Annotated in this window: 18 protein-coding genes; 17 read left to right on the forward strand and 1 reads right to left on the reverse strand. The window is 31.1% G+C overall.

The features are described 5' to 3' along the window. Positions 1–307 precede the first annotated feature (307 nt). The 16 genes from F5ESL0228_RS01340 to F5ESL0228_RS01415 all read left to right on the forward strand — a co-directional run bounded on the left by F5ESL0228_RS01340 (position 308) and on the right by F5ESL0228_RS01415 (position 15,984). Positions 308–970, forward strand: coding sequence for a CPBP family intramembrane glutamic endopeptidase (locus F5ESL0228_RS01340; protein WP_122022634.1), 663 nt, complete (start codon positions 308–310; stop codon positions 968–970). A gap of 964 nt (positions 971–1,934) precedes the next feature. Continuing rightward, positions 1,935–2,294: a CPBP family intramembrane glutamic endopeptidase gene (locus F5ESL0228_RS01345; RefSeq protein ID WP_122017769.1), complete on the forward strand. Its 360-nt coding sequence runs from the start codon at positions 1,935–1,937 to the stop codon at positions 2,292–2,294. Positions 2,295–2,886: 592 nt separating this feature from the next. After that, positions 2,887–3,081: a damage-inducible protein J gene (locus F5ESL0228_RS01350; protein ID WP_233551569.1), complete on the forward strand. Its 195-nt coding sequence runs from the start codon at positions 2,887–2,889 to the stop codon at positions 3,079–3,081. Between the two features lie 42 nt (positions 3,082–3,123). Next, positions 3,124–3,453 (forward strand): replication associated protein, encoded by a 330-nt coding sequence (locus F5ESL0228_RS01355; protein ID WP_122022635.1) that lies wholly within the window; start codon positions 3,124–3,126, stop codon positions 3,451–3,453. Between the two features lie 744 nt (positions 3,454–4,197). Next, a complete protein-coding gene (locus F5ESL0228_RS01360) occupies positions 4,198–4,689 on the forward strand; it encodes a PTS glucose transporter subunit IIA (protein WP_122022636.1) in 492 nt (163 codons plus the stop codon). 31 nt (positions 4,690–4,720) lie between these two features. Next, positions 4,721–5,575, forward strand: coding sequence for a PRD domain-containing protein (locus tag F5ESL0228_RS01365; protein WP_122017772.1), 855 nt, complete (start codon positions 4,721–4,723; stop codon positions 5,573–5,575). Continuing rightward, on the forward strand, positions 5,565–6,989 hold the full coding sequence (locus F5ESL0228_RS01370) for a PTS transporter subunit EIIC (protein WP_122017773.1): 1,425 nt from the start codon (positions 5,565–5,567) through the stop codon (positions 6,987–6,989). The genes F5ESL0228_RS01365 and F5ESL0228_RS01370 overlap by 11 nt, the downstream gene beginning before the upstream one ends. Before the next feature lie 12 nt (positions 6,990–7,001). Next, positions 7,002–7,766, forward strand: coding sequence for a ChbG/HpnK family deacetylase (locus F5ESL0228_RS01375; protein ID WP_122017774.1), 765 nt, complete (start codon positions 7,002–7,004; stop codon positions 7,764–7,766). Between the two features lie 463 nt (positions 7,767–8,229). Next, complete coding sequence (locus F5ESL0228_RS01380) at positions 8,230–10,359, forward strand: BglG family transcription antiterminator (protein ID WP_233553496.1); 2,130 nt, start codon at positions 8,230–8,232, stop codon at positions 10,357–10,359. Then, positions 10,316–10,768, forward strand: a complete 453-nt coding sequence (locus tag F5ESL0228_RS01385; RefSeq protein ID WP_233553497.1) for a PTS sugar transporter subunit IIA — start codon at positions 10,316–10,318, stop codon at positions 10,766–10,768. Before F5ESL0228_RS01380 ends, F5ESL0228_RS01385 begins: the two co-directional genes overlap by 44 nt. Before the next feature lies 1 nt (position 10,769). Continuing rightward, entirely contained in the window at positions 10,770–11,051 is a 282-nt protein-coding gene (locus tag F5ESL0228_RS01390) for a PTS sugar transporter subunit IIB (protein WP_122022639.1), read from the forward strand. A gap of 4 nt (positions 11,052–11,055) precedes the next feature. Beyond that, positions 11,056–12,321 carry a PTS ascorbate transporter subunit IIC gene (locus F5ESL0228_RS01395; RefSeq protein ID WP_122022640.1) on the forward strand — a complete coding sequence of 422 codons (1,266 nt, stop codon included), beginning with the start codon at positions 11,056–11,058 and terminating at the stop codon, positions 12,319–12,321. Between the two features lie 11 nt (positions 12,322–12,332). Beyond that, complete coding sequence (locus F5ESL0228_RS01400; RefSeq protein WP_233553498.1) at positions 12,333–12,974, forward strand: ketohydroxyglutarate aldolase; 642 nt, start codon at positions 12,333–12,335, stop codon at positions 12,972–12,974. Then, positions 12,971–13,582 carry an SIS domain-containing protein gene (locus F5ESL0228_RS01405; protein ID WP_122022641.1) on the forward strand — a complete coding sequence of 204 codons (612 nt, stop codon included), beginning with the start codon at positions 12,971–12,973 and terminating at the stop codon, positions 13,580–13,582. Before F5ESL0228_RS01400 ends, F5ESL0228_RS01405 begins: the two co-directional genes overlap by 4 nt. Before the next feature lie 22 nt (positions 13,583–13,604). After that, positions 13,605–14,489, forward strand: coding sequence for a 4-hydroxy-tetrahydrodipicolinate synthase (gene dapA, locus F5ESL0228_RS01410; protein WP_122022642.1), 885 nt, complete (start codon positions 13,605–13,607; stop codon positions 14,487–14,489). A 307-nt stretch (positions 14,490–14,796) separates the two neighbouring features. Then, positions 14,797–15,984, forward strand: a complete 1,188-nt coding sequence (locus tag F5ESL0228_RS01415) for an SLAP domain-containing protein (RefSeq protein WP_122022643.1) — start codon at positions 14,797–14,799, stop codon at positions 15,982–15,984. A gap of 336 nt (positions 15,985–16,320) precedes the next feature. Here the strand turns inward: F5ESL0228_RS01415 and F5ESL0228_RS01420 are convergent, their stop codons facing one another. Then, on the reverse strand, positions 16,321–17,283 hold the full coding sequence (locus F5ESL0228_RS01420; protein ID WP_122022644.1) for a D-2-hydroxyacid dehydrogenase: 963 nt from the start codon (positions 17,281–17,283) through the stop codon (positions 16,321–16,323). A gap of 325 nt (positions 17,284–17,608) precedes the next feature. On the opposite strand from F5ESL0228_RS01420, the gene F5ESL0228_RS01425 reads away from it, so the two are divergent. Next, positions 17,609–18,400 (forward strand): zinc ribbon domain-containing protein, encoded by a 792-nt coding sequence (locus F5ESL0228_RS01425; RefSeq protein WP_158592466.1) that lies wholly within the window; start codon positions 17,609–17,611, stop codon positions 18,398–18,400. The last annotated feature ends 3 nt before the right edge of the window (positions 18,401–18,403 follow it).

Genomic DNA, 18,403 nt, shown 5'->3' on the forward strand with positions numbered 1-18,403 from the left:
TACGGCATTGAGGAATGGTGCAATAACCTGCCGCGCAAAATCTTAGCCTACCACACTCCCGATGAATTATATGAGAAAAGATTAGATTGCATCTATCAAATCAAGTAGGGTGTTCAACTTAAAATTGTAATTTTCGATTATTCAAAAAATAAAAATAAACGAGAAACGAATTTGTAAAGGTGGAAATAAATATTTGAAATGATTTTAACTCAAGAATAATAAACTGACTATATAAAGTATTGATTGGCTGTCAAGCACGTTGGTGTATTTTGAGAAATCTTTTGATTTTGAAGGAATAATTATTAATATGAAAATTTTAAAAAAGATCACAAACAAAGTTTTATATCTTTGTTTGTTTATGATATTATCTATAATTATCCAAATCCCTACAATAAGTGAAGGCTTTTTTGGGGGAGAAAGTTCGAAAAATATAAATTTATTTTTACATGTTGCGATAACATTTTTTAGTACGATAATTATATTTCTGATTGTTTATACTGTTTATCATCGTTTGAATTCCAAACCAATATTTGTGAAAAATAATATTATTAGAAGTTATAGTTTTGCAGTTTTATTTGCATTACTTTCACAGATTTTACAGTTTGCTATTACAGTGCTTGAAAAAGGAAACGATCGAGATTTAGAGTTACTAGCCGCTTCACAATCAAAACTTGCGCCAATTTTAATAATTACGTTAGTTTTGATTTCTCCACTTTTAGAGGTAATGGTATGGCAAGGAATTTTACAGGGCGGTATTTTAAAAGATATACCTCCTTTTTTTTCAATAATAATTACGAGCGTATTATTCGCATTTGCTCATGGTTATTCCTTTAACTATAAAACTTTAGAGTTATTATGTTCAGGAATTTCGTATTCTATTTTATATTATGTGACTGATGATTTGGGATCAGTAGTATTTTGTCACGGTTTATCAAATTTAATTGTCTATTTAATAAATTTTGTTTTTTGATCTTACTGTTATCCAAATCTATTTGTGCATCATAGTACTTAAAGAACATAATAAATTAAACCCAAAAGCTCAGTTAACTAGTTATAGCTAAGCTTTTGGGTTGTCTTTTTAATTTTATTAATTTGGCATTTTTCTTTAGTTTGGAAGAAACTTGTATAATTTTTGCTTCTTCAATTTTTGTTATGGGAACATAATATGGATGTGAGTATTCATTTTATCAAGTGAATTATTTAAATTATAAATAACATTTAATAGGATGAATTCACTTTCCTGAATTGTTATTTCTAAGGAAGTATAGATAAAATCATCATCTATATAAGAGCTGTTAATTTTAGACAAGGGTAATTTTCAAAAAGCATAATAAGATAAATTTCTAGTTTTTAATGTGTATGCTTCCCTTTCAAAATGATGAATTTCTTGTCCCATTGAAGCACTATAATTTGCATCTAACCAGTATCACTGAAGTTATAAAATTATCGCTATAATACCCATTTTATGTATAGTCTAGCTCATTTCTATACTTATCGAGTCGAGGTTATATACGGCATCATATAGTTGAGCAACCTTATCTAGCTTTTTACTGATCAAAATTTTTTTAAAAGTTTCATTGTTGATGAAAAAACATATACCTTTGAACAGTTTAAGCGGCGAATTCATTCAATTCATATTATATCAAAATTTATTGTGGAATTTTTTCAAGATAACGAATCTGAGTTTGAATAATTATTTGATGTTAAGTAAAAACAATGGAAGAAGATGAAAAAATGTTTGGCAATGAGTTATTAAATGATAGACAAATAGCAGATATAGGGGATAATTAGAAATGGATGTATTAATAGATAATAATTATAAAGAATTATAAAGAATTATAAGACGATGAACTAAATAACATATATGATGGTAGGTTTGATTTCTGCTTAGGAGCTGTTGCAAGTGCTATTTGGGAATTTTGCGATGGCTATAAATGACTACTGGGTATGATGCGGGTCAAAAAGAGTACCTAATAGAAATGCTTAAAACATCTCCACTAGCAGTGTTTATTATTTTTGGAAATATAATAATAGCTCCAGTATTAGAAGAAATATTATTTAGAGGTATATTACAATCTAATTTTTTTAAAAAAATAAATCCTATAATTAATATCTTTCTAACTGCATTTATTTTTGCATTCTTACATTCTGGACAAATTGATTGGGGGACCGTAGAAAATTTTGTTTTAGGCATAGGATTGGGAATTTCATGTTTTTATTCAAATAGCCTAGTTCAGCCAATAGCTATTCATATGGTTAATAATTTGTTAGTTATTTTGATTGGACTTTTTTAATATTGTGTCATAACACAGTACTTTCATAGAATATTTAATGCTTTAAAATAAAATTAGTGATACTTCAATAACTGTAAATGCCAGAGCGGTAAGGCTTTAACAACTTAAATCACACTGGCAATCAGCATAAATTAAGTTTGTAAAAATTAGTTATCCTTTGTGTATCAACGTTTTAAACAGATACGCGAAGGATAATTTGATAATTAATAACACAAACGAAACATAAAAATTACTGTGTTTCGTGACTGATTTTTTGACAGATACAAAGATTGATATATCAATCTTTGTAACCGCTTTTTAGTGTGCGGAATGAAGCTTTTTTACGTTATTGCAACTGTATGGTTATAGGTTTTACTGCGAGCGTCACTATTGACTGGTTGCAGTAAATTATTATCTTTTTTAATACTAGCAGCCCAAATAACTTTTTAACTCTTATAGAAAACTTAGAATAGTGTAAGTTTTATTATCGCTTTGTACGACAATGATAGTACAATTAAACTGAGATGATTAAAATGGCACAAACAGCAAGAATTGAAGCAAGAATGGATCCTATATTAAAGCTAAGGCTAGTAATGAATTAGAAAAACACGGTTTGAGTATTTCTGATTTTGTTAGAATGAGTTTGACTGAAGTTGCAATTGAGGGACTTCCAAAGCAATATATTGTGCCTACTCTTAGTGAAACTGTTCAAGCATCGCTAGCAGAGATAAAAGCAGATATGAATGGCACTAAGAAATTGCCAAAAGCTCATAATTATGAAGAATTAATGGAATTGCTAAATGAATAAAAAGAAATTGGCTTTTCTAGTCAATTTAAGAAACAATTTGCTATGAGACAGGTTGATCCTAATTGGAATAATGTTTTTAAAAAACATTTCTCAGAAGGAATTGATTCTGAAAGAAGCCCAGCTTGGAAATATATCGTGGATCAGTTAATAGAGGGCAAACGTATTCCAAGTTATTTTAAGCCTCACCTGCTTCATGCTAAACTGAAATTAATTAAGCAAATTAAAAAAGGCCTAGGTAATCCGGCAGGTACGCCCATTAAAATAATTGATATTCATCTTAATGGTCAAACAGGCAATCACTTATTAATTTATTCGCAGTCCAAAACGGTAGTGTATTTAGTTGCTATTGGAACTCATAGTGAATTGTTTTAATTAATTAGTTGGAATCAAAGATGGAGCTAGCTAAGCAATTTAGAATTGGGTAAACATTGATAAATAAAGTTTTGAAGTCAACAGCCTACCGGTTTCTAGTCAGCATAACCAAAGCAAATATAGTATTAAAGCTCGTTGTATCAATCTTGACATGACCGGCTTTTGCTTGTTATGAAGTATTTTAAACAGTTGTAAATTAATGTGAACTGTTATTGTCAGTTACATTACAAGTCACATAAAGTAAAATAAGTTAAAAAGTTATCGTTATTAATTGTTTAAGAATGAACATAACCCTTGATGTAGCAGGCTTGATTGCTTGTTTTTTTGTGTGAATTAGTGTGACTAGAGTGTTTCTATTGTTAATAAATTTTGTTCTGTCCGACTTGCAACTTATTTCTCAACAAGTAAAAATTCTCTGTTTATTATTACAGATAATTCTTTTGTAAATTACAATTTTAAGTTGAACGCTTACATTAATTAACTTAATAGATGCAATCTAATCTGCATTCAAATAATTTAAAAAGTGAAAACTATAACCAGCAGCAGGTAAGGGCTAAAAGTTTATTACCCACAAAAAGTTGACACTAATCGATAAATAAAAAGCGCTTGCATAAAAGTTGCTGATGTGTATAATAAAACTAAATGGATTGTTACTCTTTGAGGCATTACCACTAATTAAGTATTTTATGTACTTTTTAGTAGTGATGTCTCAAAGAGTTTTTTGTTTTTAGAAAGGAAATAATCTTGTTTAATTTTTTCAAAAATAAGAAACAAGTATTTACAGTTTCTGCACCTGTCAATGGTTTATTAACTAATCTTTGTGATGTTGATGATCCAGTGTTTGCACAAAAACTGATGGGTGATGGCTTTGCTGTTGCCTTAGGTGAATCAGCAAAACTGATTTGTTCACCAATATCTGCGAAAGTTGTTTCACTTCCAGAAACTAAACATGCATTAGGTTTAGTTTCTAGTGAAGGTGATGAAATTTTAGTTCATATTGGTATTGATACTGTTAATCTGAAGGGTAAGGGTTTCACAGCTTTGGTTCAAGAAGGTAACACAGTTGAGCAAGGTCAGCCAGTTATTGAACTTGATCGTGAGTTGTTAGCTAACGAACATGCAAATTTAATAACAATGGTAATTTTCACCAAATTATCTTCTGAGCATCAAAATTGGAATATGGTCAAAAGTTTTGGTGATCAAGTAACTACTCAAGATGTGGTAGTTAAGCAATAAAATAATGTAATGTTGAAGTAGGGAGAGCCTAATGCAGGTTATTAAAAAAATTAATAATAACGTCGCAATTTGTTTAGATCAAAATTTTGATGAATTAGTAGCATTTGGCAAAGGAATAGGATTTCCTAAAATGCCATATGAGTTGTCCGATTTAAGTAAAATAAAAATGACTTTTTATCGGATGGATACACATAATTTCCAATTAATTAAAGAGATTCCTGAAAACATCTTAGAAGTAAGCGCAGATATTATTAAAAATGCACAGTCAATTCTTGATCATGATTTAAATCAAAATATTATGTTTAGTTTGGCTGACCATATTAATTTTGCAATAGAACGATCTAGAAAAGGGATAAAGTTTAATTATCCTTTTTCCTATGATATTCGGTCTTTATATCCTAAAGAATACCATGTAGGTGAAATTGCTTTAGACTTAATTAAAGAAAAAATAAAGATTCAGTTACCTCAAGAAGAAAAGATTGCAATTGCCATCCATTTTATTAATTCGCAAGTGGTTACTACTCTTCAACTAAGTGAAACTGGATTTAATTCAATTACTGAATTAGCAATTCAAGAAATTGAAAGTAAGTTTAATCTAAAGATAGATCGAAATGCTTTTATTTATAATCGATTTGTAACTCACTTACGCTACTATCTGAAACGATTGGAAAATAATGAACAAATTGATGATGGTTCTAGTAAATTAATTCGATCAAGCTTTAAGAAAAATTATCCAGAAGTATATCAATGTACAGTTGATATTGTCAGTAAAATTGACCAGCGATTGAAAACATTCAGTACAGATGATGAAACTTTCTATTTAATGATTTATGTTCAACGAATAATCTCACAAACAATAGATAATGGGGGAATAAATAATGAATAAAGATTACCAGAAAATGGCAGAAAAAATTATTGAAGCCATTGGTGGTAGTGGTAACGTAATAACTGCTACACATTGTATGACTAGACTACGCCTTAATTTAAAAGATATGAGTATTCCCAATGATGAGGCTATAAAAAAAATCACTGGAGTACTTGGTGTTGTGCGTTCTGCTGGACAATACCAAATTATTATTGGTCAAACAGTTAACGAAGTTTATGATGCCGTGGTACAAGTTGGCAATTTAGCTGAAGCAGCACCAATTGCAGAAAATGTAGATAAAAGCAAAATTCAGAAAAAAGAAAAACAAACATGGAAATCACTTGGAAATACTATTTTAAATAAAATCACTGGTAGCTTGACACCCTTGATTCCTATTTTAATTGCAGCATCAATGTTTAAAATGCTAGCTGCAGTTTTTGGGCCAACAATGTTAAATATGATTTCTGTTCAAAGTGATTTGTATCGATTATTTTCTTTTGTTGGTGATGCTGGTTTTTACTTTTTCCCTATTGCAATTGGTTATACGGCCGCTAAGCAATTTAATACTTCACCAGTATTAGGAATTTTTTTAGGATCAATTTTACTTGATCCAGAGTTAGTTAAAATTGTTGCAGCCGGTAAGCCATTTACTGTGTATGGTATTCCAATGCATTTAACTAACTATGGCAGTACCGTTGTTCCAATTTTATTATCTGTTTGGATAATGTCATATATTGAACGTTTCTTTAATAAACATATTACTCCGGCACTTAGAACAATATTAGCACCTACTCTAACAATTGCTGTTATGTTGCCACTGGCTTTATGTATATTAGGACCTTTAGGAGGATTTTTGGGTGAATATGTTTCAAAAGGAATTATTTCATTCGGTCAATTAGGTGGTGTTGCAGCTATTATTGGAGTTGGAATAATTGGTGCTTTATGGGAGTTACTAGTAATTACAGGGATGCATTTGGTAATGATCAGTGCAATGATTACAATTGTAGCTCAAACTGGACATGATAATTTTATTATTCTTGGTTCTCTTGCCGCTAGTTTTGCAGTTGCAGGAATGAGTTTAGGTGCGACTTTGCGCTTAAAAGATAAAAAAGAAAAATCATTAGCGTTTAGCTATTTCATTGCCAATATAATTGGTGGAGTTACTGAACCTGGGTTATACGGATTAGCAATTAAATATCGTAGACCATTTATAGGAATGATGATAGGTGGTTTTGTTGGAGGAATATATGCAGCTATTATGCATGTATCAGGATATGTAATTGTACCAGTTGCTAATTTTATGTCTTTAACAGCTTATGTAGGCGGTTCAACTGTAAATTTGATTAATGGAATTATCAGTGCTGTCGTAGCACTAGTTGTTGCAGCAGTAGCAACATATCTTATTGGAGTTGAACCCAAGTCTAAGGGTGAATAAGGAGGAATTGAAATGAATAATTTAATTATTCGAGCTGATGATCTTGGTTATTCTAAAGGAGTCAATTATGGTATTTATGAAAGTATAAAAAATGGCATAATTAACAATGTTGGTGTGATGGTCAATATGGCAGATACGAAGCATGGATTAAATTTATTAAAGGACTTTGATATTGATATTGGTATGCATACAGTAATTTGTGCAGGTAAGCCAATTAGTGACCCTAACTTAATACCCAGTTTAGTTACTGAAGATGGTTATTTTAAAGCTTCCAAGACTTATCGACAAACTGATCATGATTTGGTTAATTTAGATGAAGTTGTTATTGAAATTGAAGCACAATATCAATACTTTTTAAAACTTGTTGGTAAAAAACCGGCCTATTTTGAGGCACATGCTGTTTATAGTAATAATCTATTGAAAGGTTTGAAAATAGTAGCTGATAAATACGATTTGCCTTTACTTCCATTTGATCTAAATTTGGATCCAGTTAAATTTAAAAAGAATACTACGATTACAAGTTTTATGGATAGTATGAAGCCTAATTATAATCCGTATACCACTTTTAATAATGCAATTAATTTTGCTAAAAATTGTCCGACTAATAATGTACCAATGATGGTATGTCATCCTGGATTTTTAGACCAAAGTATTTTAAATCAATCTAGTTTAACGTTACCACGTCCACAAGAAGTTGCTTTTTTGTGTGATTCGAAGACTCGTTTTCAAGTTATTGACAAAAACATTCATTTAGTCAGATATTCAGAATTAAGTTAAACTCAGAATATTAATTAGGGGTCACGTCAGTATTTAGGAAATAATTTTTATAATCATTAAGTACTCTATTATTGTTAAGTATAGCAATTAATAATAGAGTGCTTTTTTGCTTTAACCTCATCTATCTATAATAAAAATAAATCAACCTGTATACACTTTAATTCAATTTGAAAGTATTAGTTAATATACGAATTGTTTAAACGCAAGTTAGATTATATCTATTGAGCTTAATTATGATAGGTGTTGGACTTAAAATTACAATTTTCGATTTTAAAATGGTCGTTAGAATATTGATTTGAATTTTATAGTTAGGATTGCTAATTTAAAAATTCATACTGTATCAAATATCTAGCAGATTGTTTATTTAGCTGAAAATGTAAAAGTTTTCAGTTTAAAACGTGTAACAAGTTTCATTTTATTCGGCTTATTATTTAGCTGAGAGTTAGAAGTAGGTGAGAATATGATGTTGTATCACGAATATTTGTTGTTGAAGATGTTGACAGATTCAAATTCATTATTGAGTATTAGTCAAATTATTGAACAGTTGAAAATAACGCAAAGGACAGCCTACTTATCAATTAGTGGCGTAAATGAATGGCTTGAATCACGCGATTTAAACAAGATTATGACTGTAAGAAATCATGGCTATTATGTACAACCATATGAAATTGATAAAATTAAATCCTGTTTGAAATATGACTTACAACAAGGAAATGTGAAACTGCCAAGTTTTATCAGAAAGATAGCAATTGAATTTGTCTTACTTTGTAAAGAAGGTCCAGTATCTCTAAAATATTTAAATGCATTAAATGGAGTTACTAATAGAACTACTCAAAATGATTTAGCAAAAGTTAAAGAAGAATTAGAAATTAGAGGATTAAAACTTGATTTAGTTCGTCATGGCTATTCAATTAGTGGGGCAGAAGAAGAAGTTAGAAAATTTGCCCTGCAAAAACTTGCCAATATCCAAGGAACAGTTGTTAATGATAAAATTTCGCAATATTTAACGTTAAAGACTAAGGATAGAGTGCAGATTGAACAAGCGCTATTAGCGATAGAACAAAATTCTGGCTGTTATTTAACTGATGAGTCGATTTTTCAAGTAAGAAAATTTATATGTTTTTCTTTAGTAAGATATCGCAATAAACATTATTTGAAAATTAATATAGAAAATAATATAAAAGAAAAAAATAATTCAAAGTCACTGATTTTTAATTTACTTAAAAATTTAGGTCTTAATGCTAAGCATTTAAATTCCGAAACACAGCTTTTATGTCGAATTATTGAATCAAGACAAATTAGCAAAATAAATAAAAAAATGGAATCACGAGAAATTTCTAAAATTGCTGCAGAAATTATTAATCGGTTTTCAGTTATATCAGGTATAGATTTAGTAAATAACAAAAGTTTACAACAAGCGTTAACAACACATTTAATTGCTGCAGAAAGACGAGTATCTTATAATATACAATTTTTAAATTCGAATTTTTTAAATATCCAGAAAAAATATCCAGAAATATATTTTTTAACCAAAAAAGCAATTCATCCTTTCGAAAAATATACGGGTAAGAAATTGACTAAAGATGAAATTGAATTAATTGCAATTTACTTTGGTGGAGAAATTGAATTAATGAAAACGGCAGATACCAATGATTCTATTGGAAAAATTCTTTTAGTATGTGGAAGTGGTATCGGTACATCTAGACTGTTAAAGATTCAGTTAGAAAATCATTTCTCTGATCAGCTAAAAGTTGAAGTAGTTACAAAACAAGATTATGAGAAACTTAATAAAGTCCGGTCTGATTTAGTTATTTCTACTTTGCCTGTGACAAATAAGGGTGCACCCATTATAAATATCAATCGAATTTTAACCGACAATGACTTACAAAATATTAAACAGCATTTATCGTCTAAGACAAACTATTCTTCTGCTCTACATAACTCTCCTGTAGTAAAAACAACGCAAATTTTAGATATTGTTAGTGAATATGCTCAAGTTAAAGATTTTACAGGCTTAACTACGGCCCTACAAAGTTATTTTTCAAAAATAGCTTTACCTGTTAAAAAAGAGGAAAGCCAATTGTTAAGTTTAAGTCAGCTTTTACCAGAGAATAGAATTTCTTTTAAAAGTGGAAGATATTCTTGGCAAGAATCTGTTGAATTAGCAGGGAGATTGCTAGAAAAAGACAATGTTACAAATTCAGCATATACAGAGAAAATGTATTTGCAAATAAAAAAGTACGGTCCGTATATGAAAGTCTTGAATAATGTTATGTTACTTCATGCAAAACCTGATGATCCAAAAAAGTATTCATTACCAGGTATGAGCTTAGTTTGTTTTAAAAATCCAATTAAATTTAATTATAAAGTAAAAGCGAACTATGTTTTTAGTTTATATGCACCAAATACTAATTCTCACTTAGAGGCGTTAAAGCAATTAACTGAAATGTTTTCAGATAATAATTTATTAACAAAATTTGAAAGCGCCGAAAATGGTAAAACAATTTCTAAAATTTTTAATACTATTGAGAAAGGAGATGCTAATACTGGTGACAACATTAATAGATCCCAAATTAGTTCAATTGAATATTAGGGCTGAAAATTGGAAAGATGCAATTATTAAGTCTGGTAAACCGCTAGTTGATAATAAATTAGTTACTAAGAATTACTTAAAAGGAGTAATTAGAATAGCTGAAGAAACTGGTCCATATATTGTATTTATGCCACATGTAGCATTATCGCATGCAAAAATAGAGGATGGTGCATTGAAAGATGGTATGGGATTAACCGTTTTAAAAGATCCAGTTTCTTTTGGTAATAACGATAATGATCCAGTTAAGTATATTTTTACATTAAGTTCGACAAAACCAGATGGTCATTTAAGTCAAATGGCTCGTTTAGTTGATTTATTATCTAGTAATGATTTTTTAAAAAATATTGATAAAGCAAAAAATATTCAAGAAATTATTAATTATATAAATAAATTAGAAGGAGAAAATTGAAATGAAAAAAGCAATAATTACATGTAGAGCTGGAATGGGCACAAGCACTATGTTAACGGTGCAAGTTAGAAATGTAGCTAAGAAAAATAATTGGGATCTTGATGTAAGTCATACTAGTATAGATGGAATTGGAAGTTTTAACGGTGACTTTATTATTGCATTAAGTGACGTTGCCGATGATTTGCGCACTAAAGAAACAAGAATACCAATTGTTGGAATAAAAAACATGATGGATCAAACAGAAATTGAGCAAAAACTTGCTCCTTTAATGGAAAGTAGGTAATAAAATGTTAGATTTTGTTATTAGTTTCTTAAGTCAGCCTGCAGTTTTATTAGGATTTGTTGCTTTTGTGGGTTTAGTTGCGCAAAAAGATAAAGATTGGACAGATGTAACTAAAGGAACTGCCAAAACTGTTATTGGCTTTTTGATTTTTGGTATAGGTTCTAGCACACTAACAGGAGTCTTACAAAATTTCAATGTACTTTTTCAATCAGCATTTCATATTCATGGCCTAATTGCATCTCCTGAAGCTGCTACAGCAGCAGCACAAACGAAATATGGCTTTGTTGTTGCCCTGATTTTAATTGTGGGCTTTGTAATGAATATTGTTTTTGCAAGATTTACACCTTTTAAAAATATCTTTTTTACGGGTCAACATAGTTTATATTTTGCGTGTGTTTTAGGCTTAGTCTTAAAATTTAGTGGATTGAGTAATCTATGGGCAATTATTATTGGAGGTATTATTTTAGGGCTTTGTGCAAGTGCATTACCTGAATTGTGTCAACCATTTATGCGTAAAATAACAGGCAACGATAATCAAGCTATTGGACATTATAATATGTTTGGCTATGCTTTATCTGGAGCAATTGGACTTTTGTTTAAAAAACATAAAGATTCGACAACTGAAAATTTTAAATTACCTAAATCATTGTCAATTTTCAAAGATTTTTTAATGGGTTTAGCTATTATTATGCTGATATTATTTTATATTTCTACATTAATTGCTGGACCAGAAGTAACTAGAAAACTATCAGGTTCAGTTAATTGGCTGGTTTATCCATTTATTCAGGCAATGACTTTTACTGCAGGTATGGGCGTTTTAATGTATGGTGTGGGAATGTTTTTGGAAGAAATCACTAATGCTTTTGTTGCGATTTCGACTAAATTTATTCCTGGATCTCGACCAGCTCTAGATGTACCAACCGTATTTCCATTTGCACCAACAGCTGTTTTAGTAGGATTTGTCAGTTCATATACAGCAGGCCTATTAGCTATAGGGATAATGGTATTACTTCATAGTCCAATTGTGATTATTCCAGCTGCACATATTTGCTTTTTCTCAGGTGGTACCGCTGCAATTTTTGGTAATTCAACTGGTGGTTGGCGAGGTGCTATTGCCGGCTCATTTGTAGTAGGTTTATTGTTAGCATTTTTACCTCTGATTTTAGTACCTGTATTTCAACAAATGGGTATTAATAGTTCGACATTTCCTAATATTGACTACAACATTATCGGTTCTTTGCTTCATGGTGTTTTACAATTATTTCATTAAAGGTGATTAAATTGTTACAAAAAAATATATTTGTAAATCAAATTAGTAACTTAAATATTATGTCAGTTGTACGAGATACTCCTGAAGAAACTCTAAGAATAGCTAAAGCTTGTTTTAAGGGAGGAGTTAAATCTATTGAAATAAGTTTTACTATACCTACTGCATTAAAAACAATTGAATTAGTTCAGAAAAATTTACCTGAAATGTTGATTTGTGCAGGAACTGTTTTAGATCAAACTACAGCACGTTTAGCAATATTAAGTGGAGCAAAATTAATTTTGTCGCCTGCATTTAGTCAAGAAGTTGCTCAAATCTGTAATTTATATCAAATTCCATATGCTCCTGGATGTAACAGTGTTTCTGAAATAACTACAGCTTTAAAAGCAGGTGCATCATTTATTAAAATTTTTCCAGGTTCTAGTATAGGTGGGGTAAAGGAAATAAAAACAATTACTACGCCAATACCATATATACCAATACTTATTTCAGGTGGAGCAACTAAAGAAAACTATCAAGAATTTTTAAGAGCTGGTGCTGACTGTGTTAGTTTTGGATCAGCATTAAATGGCTCGTCTGATAACATTACTAATAACGCTATTATGTTAAATGAGATTTTAAAGAATTACCGATCTAAAAAAGGAGAAAAAAGATGAATATAATTTCAAATATTCAAGATGTTATTAAAAGCGAGGTTTTTGCAATAACCAAAGTTGGAGAAGACTTGAATAATCATAATCAAGATTATGAAGATGTAGTTAATAAAATTATAAATTTAAAAGGTAGACTTATTTTTACGGGTGTCGGTAAATCAGGACATATTGGAGAAAAATTAGCAGCAACATTTGCAAGTACAGGTACCCCTTCATTCTTTGTTCACTCTACAGAAGCAATGCATGGTGACTTAGGCATGATTACTAAAAAAGATTTGGTTATTGCTATTTCAAATTCGGGAGAAACGAAGGAGGTAGTAAATATCATTGCTCCAATTCATCGAATAGGAGCAGAAATAATTGCATTAACTGGAAATAAAAATTCTACTTTAGCCCAAAAATCTGATTTTTTACTTTTAGTACAAGTTAATGGAGAAGCAGATCAGTTTAATCTTGCTCCTACTAATAGTTCTACTTCAGCTTTAGTAATTGGTGATGCGATTGCAGTAACTGTTTCGAAGGCTAAAAACTTTTCTGAAAAAGATTTTGGGAAGTTTCATCCTGGAGGTGCTTTGGGTAAAAAACTTTTAAAGGAAGGTGTCATTAAGTAAATGATTAATCACAGAGGTAAAAATGTATAAAGGAATTATTACACCAATTGTTACGCCATTTAATAATGATAAATTGCAAACTATCAATTATGAAGCAACTAAAACACTTATTGATTATTTGATAGATAATGGAGTTAACGGTATTTTCCCATTAGGAAGTAATGGTGAATTTCATGTATTATCTCATAAAGAAAAAATCAATTTTGTTACAGAAGTGGTACAATATGTCAATCATCGAATACCTGTATTTGCTGGAACAGGTGCATGCTCAACTAGTGAAGCGATAGAGTTGTCCTGTGAAATGGAAAAAATAGGTGTAGACGCTTTATCTGTAATTAATCCATATTTTATTAGATTAAGTAATGAAGAACTTTATAATTATTATCAAGAAATAGCTTCTAGTGTAAAATTACCGATTATTTTATATAATATTCCACAAAATACAGGTAATAGTATTCCAGTCGCAGTAGTCAAGGAATTAGCTAAGATTGATAATATAGTCGGAATTAAAGATAGTAGTGGCGACATTGACTTGATAAGGCAATATCAAGAAATAGCAAAGGAAAATGAATTTCAGGTTTTAATTGGTTCTGATTCAAAAATATCTTTTGCATATAAGTTAGGAGTCAAGGCAGCAATTGCAGGTACAAGTAATTTGATACCACAAACTTTGGTTTCACTTAATAGTGCTTTGAATAATAAAGATTACAAGAAGGCAGAAGAGTTACAAAAAAGTATTGAAATTTTGCGTAACACACTTAAATTAGGTACAGTTCCGTCCATTCTAAAACGTTCAATTGAACTTGCTAATATTTCTCCAGTAGGATTAGCACGCAAACCAGTCAAGAAAACAACTCCTGAAATAGATGAGCAGATCAGAAAAATGTTGAAATTTTATGGACTCTAAATTTTTTAGTGATAATTGACTTAAAGTCTTAAAGCATCCTTTAATTTTTTAAAAGTGATGCTTTTTTTATATAAACAATGTAGATATAAAAGCATCTTGAGTTTCAAGAAAGACTAGAAACAATGGGTAAAAAAATATTTGGGAGATACAGATGGCGTAATTTATGTTTCTGTTGACTATGGAAATGGAACTAACTATGATATTCAATCGACAAATTATCAAGAAACTTTATTATAATAAAATAACTTTTTTTACGATTTTAATACTGCTAAAATAATTATAAATATTTATATTAGAGGGAGATCTTATGAAATATAAAAAATTTTTAATTATTTTAACTAGTGTAATGCTACTAGCAGTTAGTGCAATTACAGTAATAAATTGTTCACTGCAAGCACCAATTTTTGCAGCTAAAAATAAAAATACTGATTTCAGCACCATATACTATCTTGAACAAACTAAAGATACAAAGGCATGTGACAAAAATGGCAAACCACAAAATAATCAAATTTTCCGATTAGGTAAAAAGTTTATTGCTTATAGTTATTTCATGATTAATGGTAAAAAATACTACTACACCGATAAGGATTATGAAACTCATCAGGAACGTTATATCCCAGCAAATACGGTCAAAATTATTACCAAATATAAGGCTAAGTATATTTGGCGAGGTGTGGTTTTAACTAAAGACTCTTATGTTTACGACTTAACTGGTAAAAGGACTAATCATGTACTAATTAAAAAGGGCACCCCGCATATTGCATATTCAATTTTAAAAATTAACGGTAAAAAATATTATCAACTCGATAATTTAAATGGGCATCGTATGAATAAATTTGTTAGAGTTGCTAACACCAAGCCTGGCTTGCGTGGAACCGTCGACAATGTATCTGATGATCCTAACGAAGCAAGCAAATGGGGCAATCCCGATGCCAAGCAAGTCAAGTGGCTGTTTAAACATGGTGCTGTTTACTTCACTAACGAGCAAATTAATCAAATTCAAACTGTACTTTGGCAAAAAATTCAAGACTATCGTATTCAGAACGGCTATCAGGCTTACAAGAAGAGTCCGGAGCTAGATGATTTTGCTAAAGACAATATCAGCAATTCAATGAATGGTATGTATAAATACCAAGAGCCAATTGATTCTTGGTTTTCTGATAAAATGGCACCATATCTGCCTACTTTGGCTAAAGCAGGCATGGATAGCGAAAAAGGCTTCGCATTGCCTGAATTTTATGGTCCTAATAGTCCTTATAATCTAGATTTTACTTTGACAGACCGCAATCCTGATCACGTTGCTAAGCAAATTTTTTCTGCATTATTAAAAAATGATACCACCCGACGTTCACTTGTCGGTGAAAATAATGATGAATCTTATGGTACGCTCGCACTGCATTATTTTTTTGATGGATCAGATTCGGCTCTTGGTGTTGCCTTTATTCAAGTATCTGGCAATAGTAAAAATTGGCATAACTATTATGTAGCTAATTAATATAAAGAATCTTATATAAATCATTTTTGATTTACTACAATAAAATTTTTTAATATAGCTTACATTTTAAACATTAGAATAAGTGATTTTATATTATTTACAAAACACTTTATATTAAGGTACTCGTAGATAGTATGAAATTATATACCTTAATACTTAAAAACAGATAACTAGACTGGCTGTTAGAAATAGCTTTGAGTTAAGCAAATTAGATTTAGTTGCACTTTCTCAAGGAGTTTTTGCAGGGTTAAATGTGAATACTTCAAACCAGTAAAAAGTTTATTATAAATAAGGATGTGTCTATTTTCCCCAGACTATTTTGTCTCTTGCAGTTATTTAGTTGGCCACGTTCTCTTCACGGCCGTTTAAAAAGGCCTCTAGGTTAGCAACGGCGATTTTAAGCAGGCGGGCGCGCGTTTCGCGTGGTGCCCAGGCAGTATGGGGCGTAATGTAACAGTTTTTGGCAGTGAGCAAGGGACTATTAGCTGCAATTGGTTCAGTTGTGGCCACGTCGATGCCAGCAGCGGCGATTTTGCCATCATTTAAGGCATTAGCAACTGCGGCATCATTGATTAATCCGCCCCGTGCAGTATTAAGTAGAATAACTCCATCTTTCATTTGGGCAATTGCTTGTTGGTTAATCATCTTTGTCGTTTCAGGTGTTTGCGGCACGTGCAGGCTGATAATGTCTGCTTTTTGGTAGAGCTCACTTAAGGTAACCTGCTTGACATAATTTGGTACACCCTCTTTGGGGCGATGATTATAAAAAATCACCTTCATTGAAAAGGCGTGGCCGATCTCTGCGACCTTTTGCGCAATGCGGCCAATGCCGATTAGGCCTAGTGTCTTATCTTGCAGCTCCATCAATGGCTTAGCCCAAAAAGTAAAATCGGGATTAGTCGTCCAGCGACCTTGATGAACTAACTGGTTATGTAGACCAACGTGGCTAGTGATTTCGAGTAGCAGTGCGAAGGTAAATTGTGCAACCGCATCGGTGCCGTAAGTGGGGATATTGGTAACAGGGATATTATATTTACGGGCTGCTTTGGTATCGACAACGTTGTAGCCAGTCGCAGTTACGCCGATGTATTTTAAGTTGGGTGCTTTACTTAAAACAAATTGGTCTAGCGGAGTCTTATTGGTCAAGACAATTTCAGCATTACCAATCCGTTTCAAAATTTCACTATCATCATCAACAGGCGTGCGATCATAAAAGGTGCAATTGCCCAATTTTTCTAACGGCGACCAGTCTAAGTCGCCGGGATTTAGGGCGTAACTATCTAGATTTACTATTCTCATTTTTGGATAACCTCATTAATTAATTGTTAGTTATTTTTAAGTTCAGTGTACTACAGACTAAGCGAAGTAGTACTTTATAAAATTATAGCCGCTGCTTGACAATATATAGTTATGAGAATATTTGACACTGTTTTTATTTAAATTTACAATTGATAAGTATTCTGTTTTTTTAAGTCAAATAATTTGTGACTTAAAAAACGTAGAATCTTGAGTGGGAGTTTATTTATTGTTCTGCTAAAAGTTATTATATAAGAAGCTGTAACTTTTTAATTTTGCAGAGCGATAAATAATAATGGAAAATTTGGATAATGAAGAGGGAGTATTGATGAAAAAATGTCCTAATTGTGGCGCCTTAATGGAGGAAGACGTCAATTTTTGCACGAAGTGCGGTCAAGACTTGGCCACTATTGCTACCGAAGTAAAACAAGAAGCTTCAAATCAAACTCAGGTAGTCCAAAAGGAAAGTATTGATAGTCAATTTAAACGTTATTGGCAATGGTGCACTGAATCATGGAAGCATCCAGCTACGAGTACAGTGGAGGCTGAACAGTGGTATGGCTATTTAACGTTAATAATTGAAGATATCTTGCTTGTATTAAGCCTTTATTACTTTGCTAAATCAATTTTAGCAGATGCCATGGGAATAGCAGGTCATATGGGTGTTAATACTGGCAATTTAAGTGGTGTTGATATTCCTTTTAATGTTGTTTTAACGGCGCTACTATTCATAATCGTTTTTCAAGTTATTGTTATTGGCAGCCATTATTTGGCTTATAAATTTATTTACGATCGTCAACCTAAGCTATTTGACTTTGTTAATCGCGGTGTTCATGCTAGCAACTTTAATTTGATTTTTGTTACATTGTTCTTCTTATTAATGCTAATGGGGTTAAACAGTATTAGGTTTGCGACAATTCTGTTAGTTTTAATAATCGCCTTATTCTTCATGGGTCAACAAGTTATTTTACTTGCTGATAAAGATGCTAAGCGCGACCGGATTTATGGCTTTTTAATTGCCTTTGGCATTATTTTTGTTTGTATGATGGTGTTAAATTCAATTATCTATAATTCTGTGCTTCACACAGTTATTAACGAAGCCTTTTCAGCAATACATTAAGGG

The organism is Lactobacillus sp. ESL0228, from assembly GCF_003692825.1.
Taxonomy (GTDB): Bacteria; Bacillota; Bacilli; order Lactobacillales; family Lactobacillaceae; genus Lactobacillus.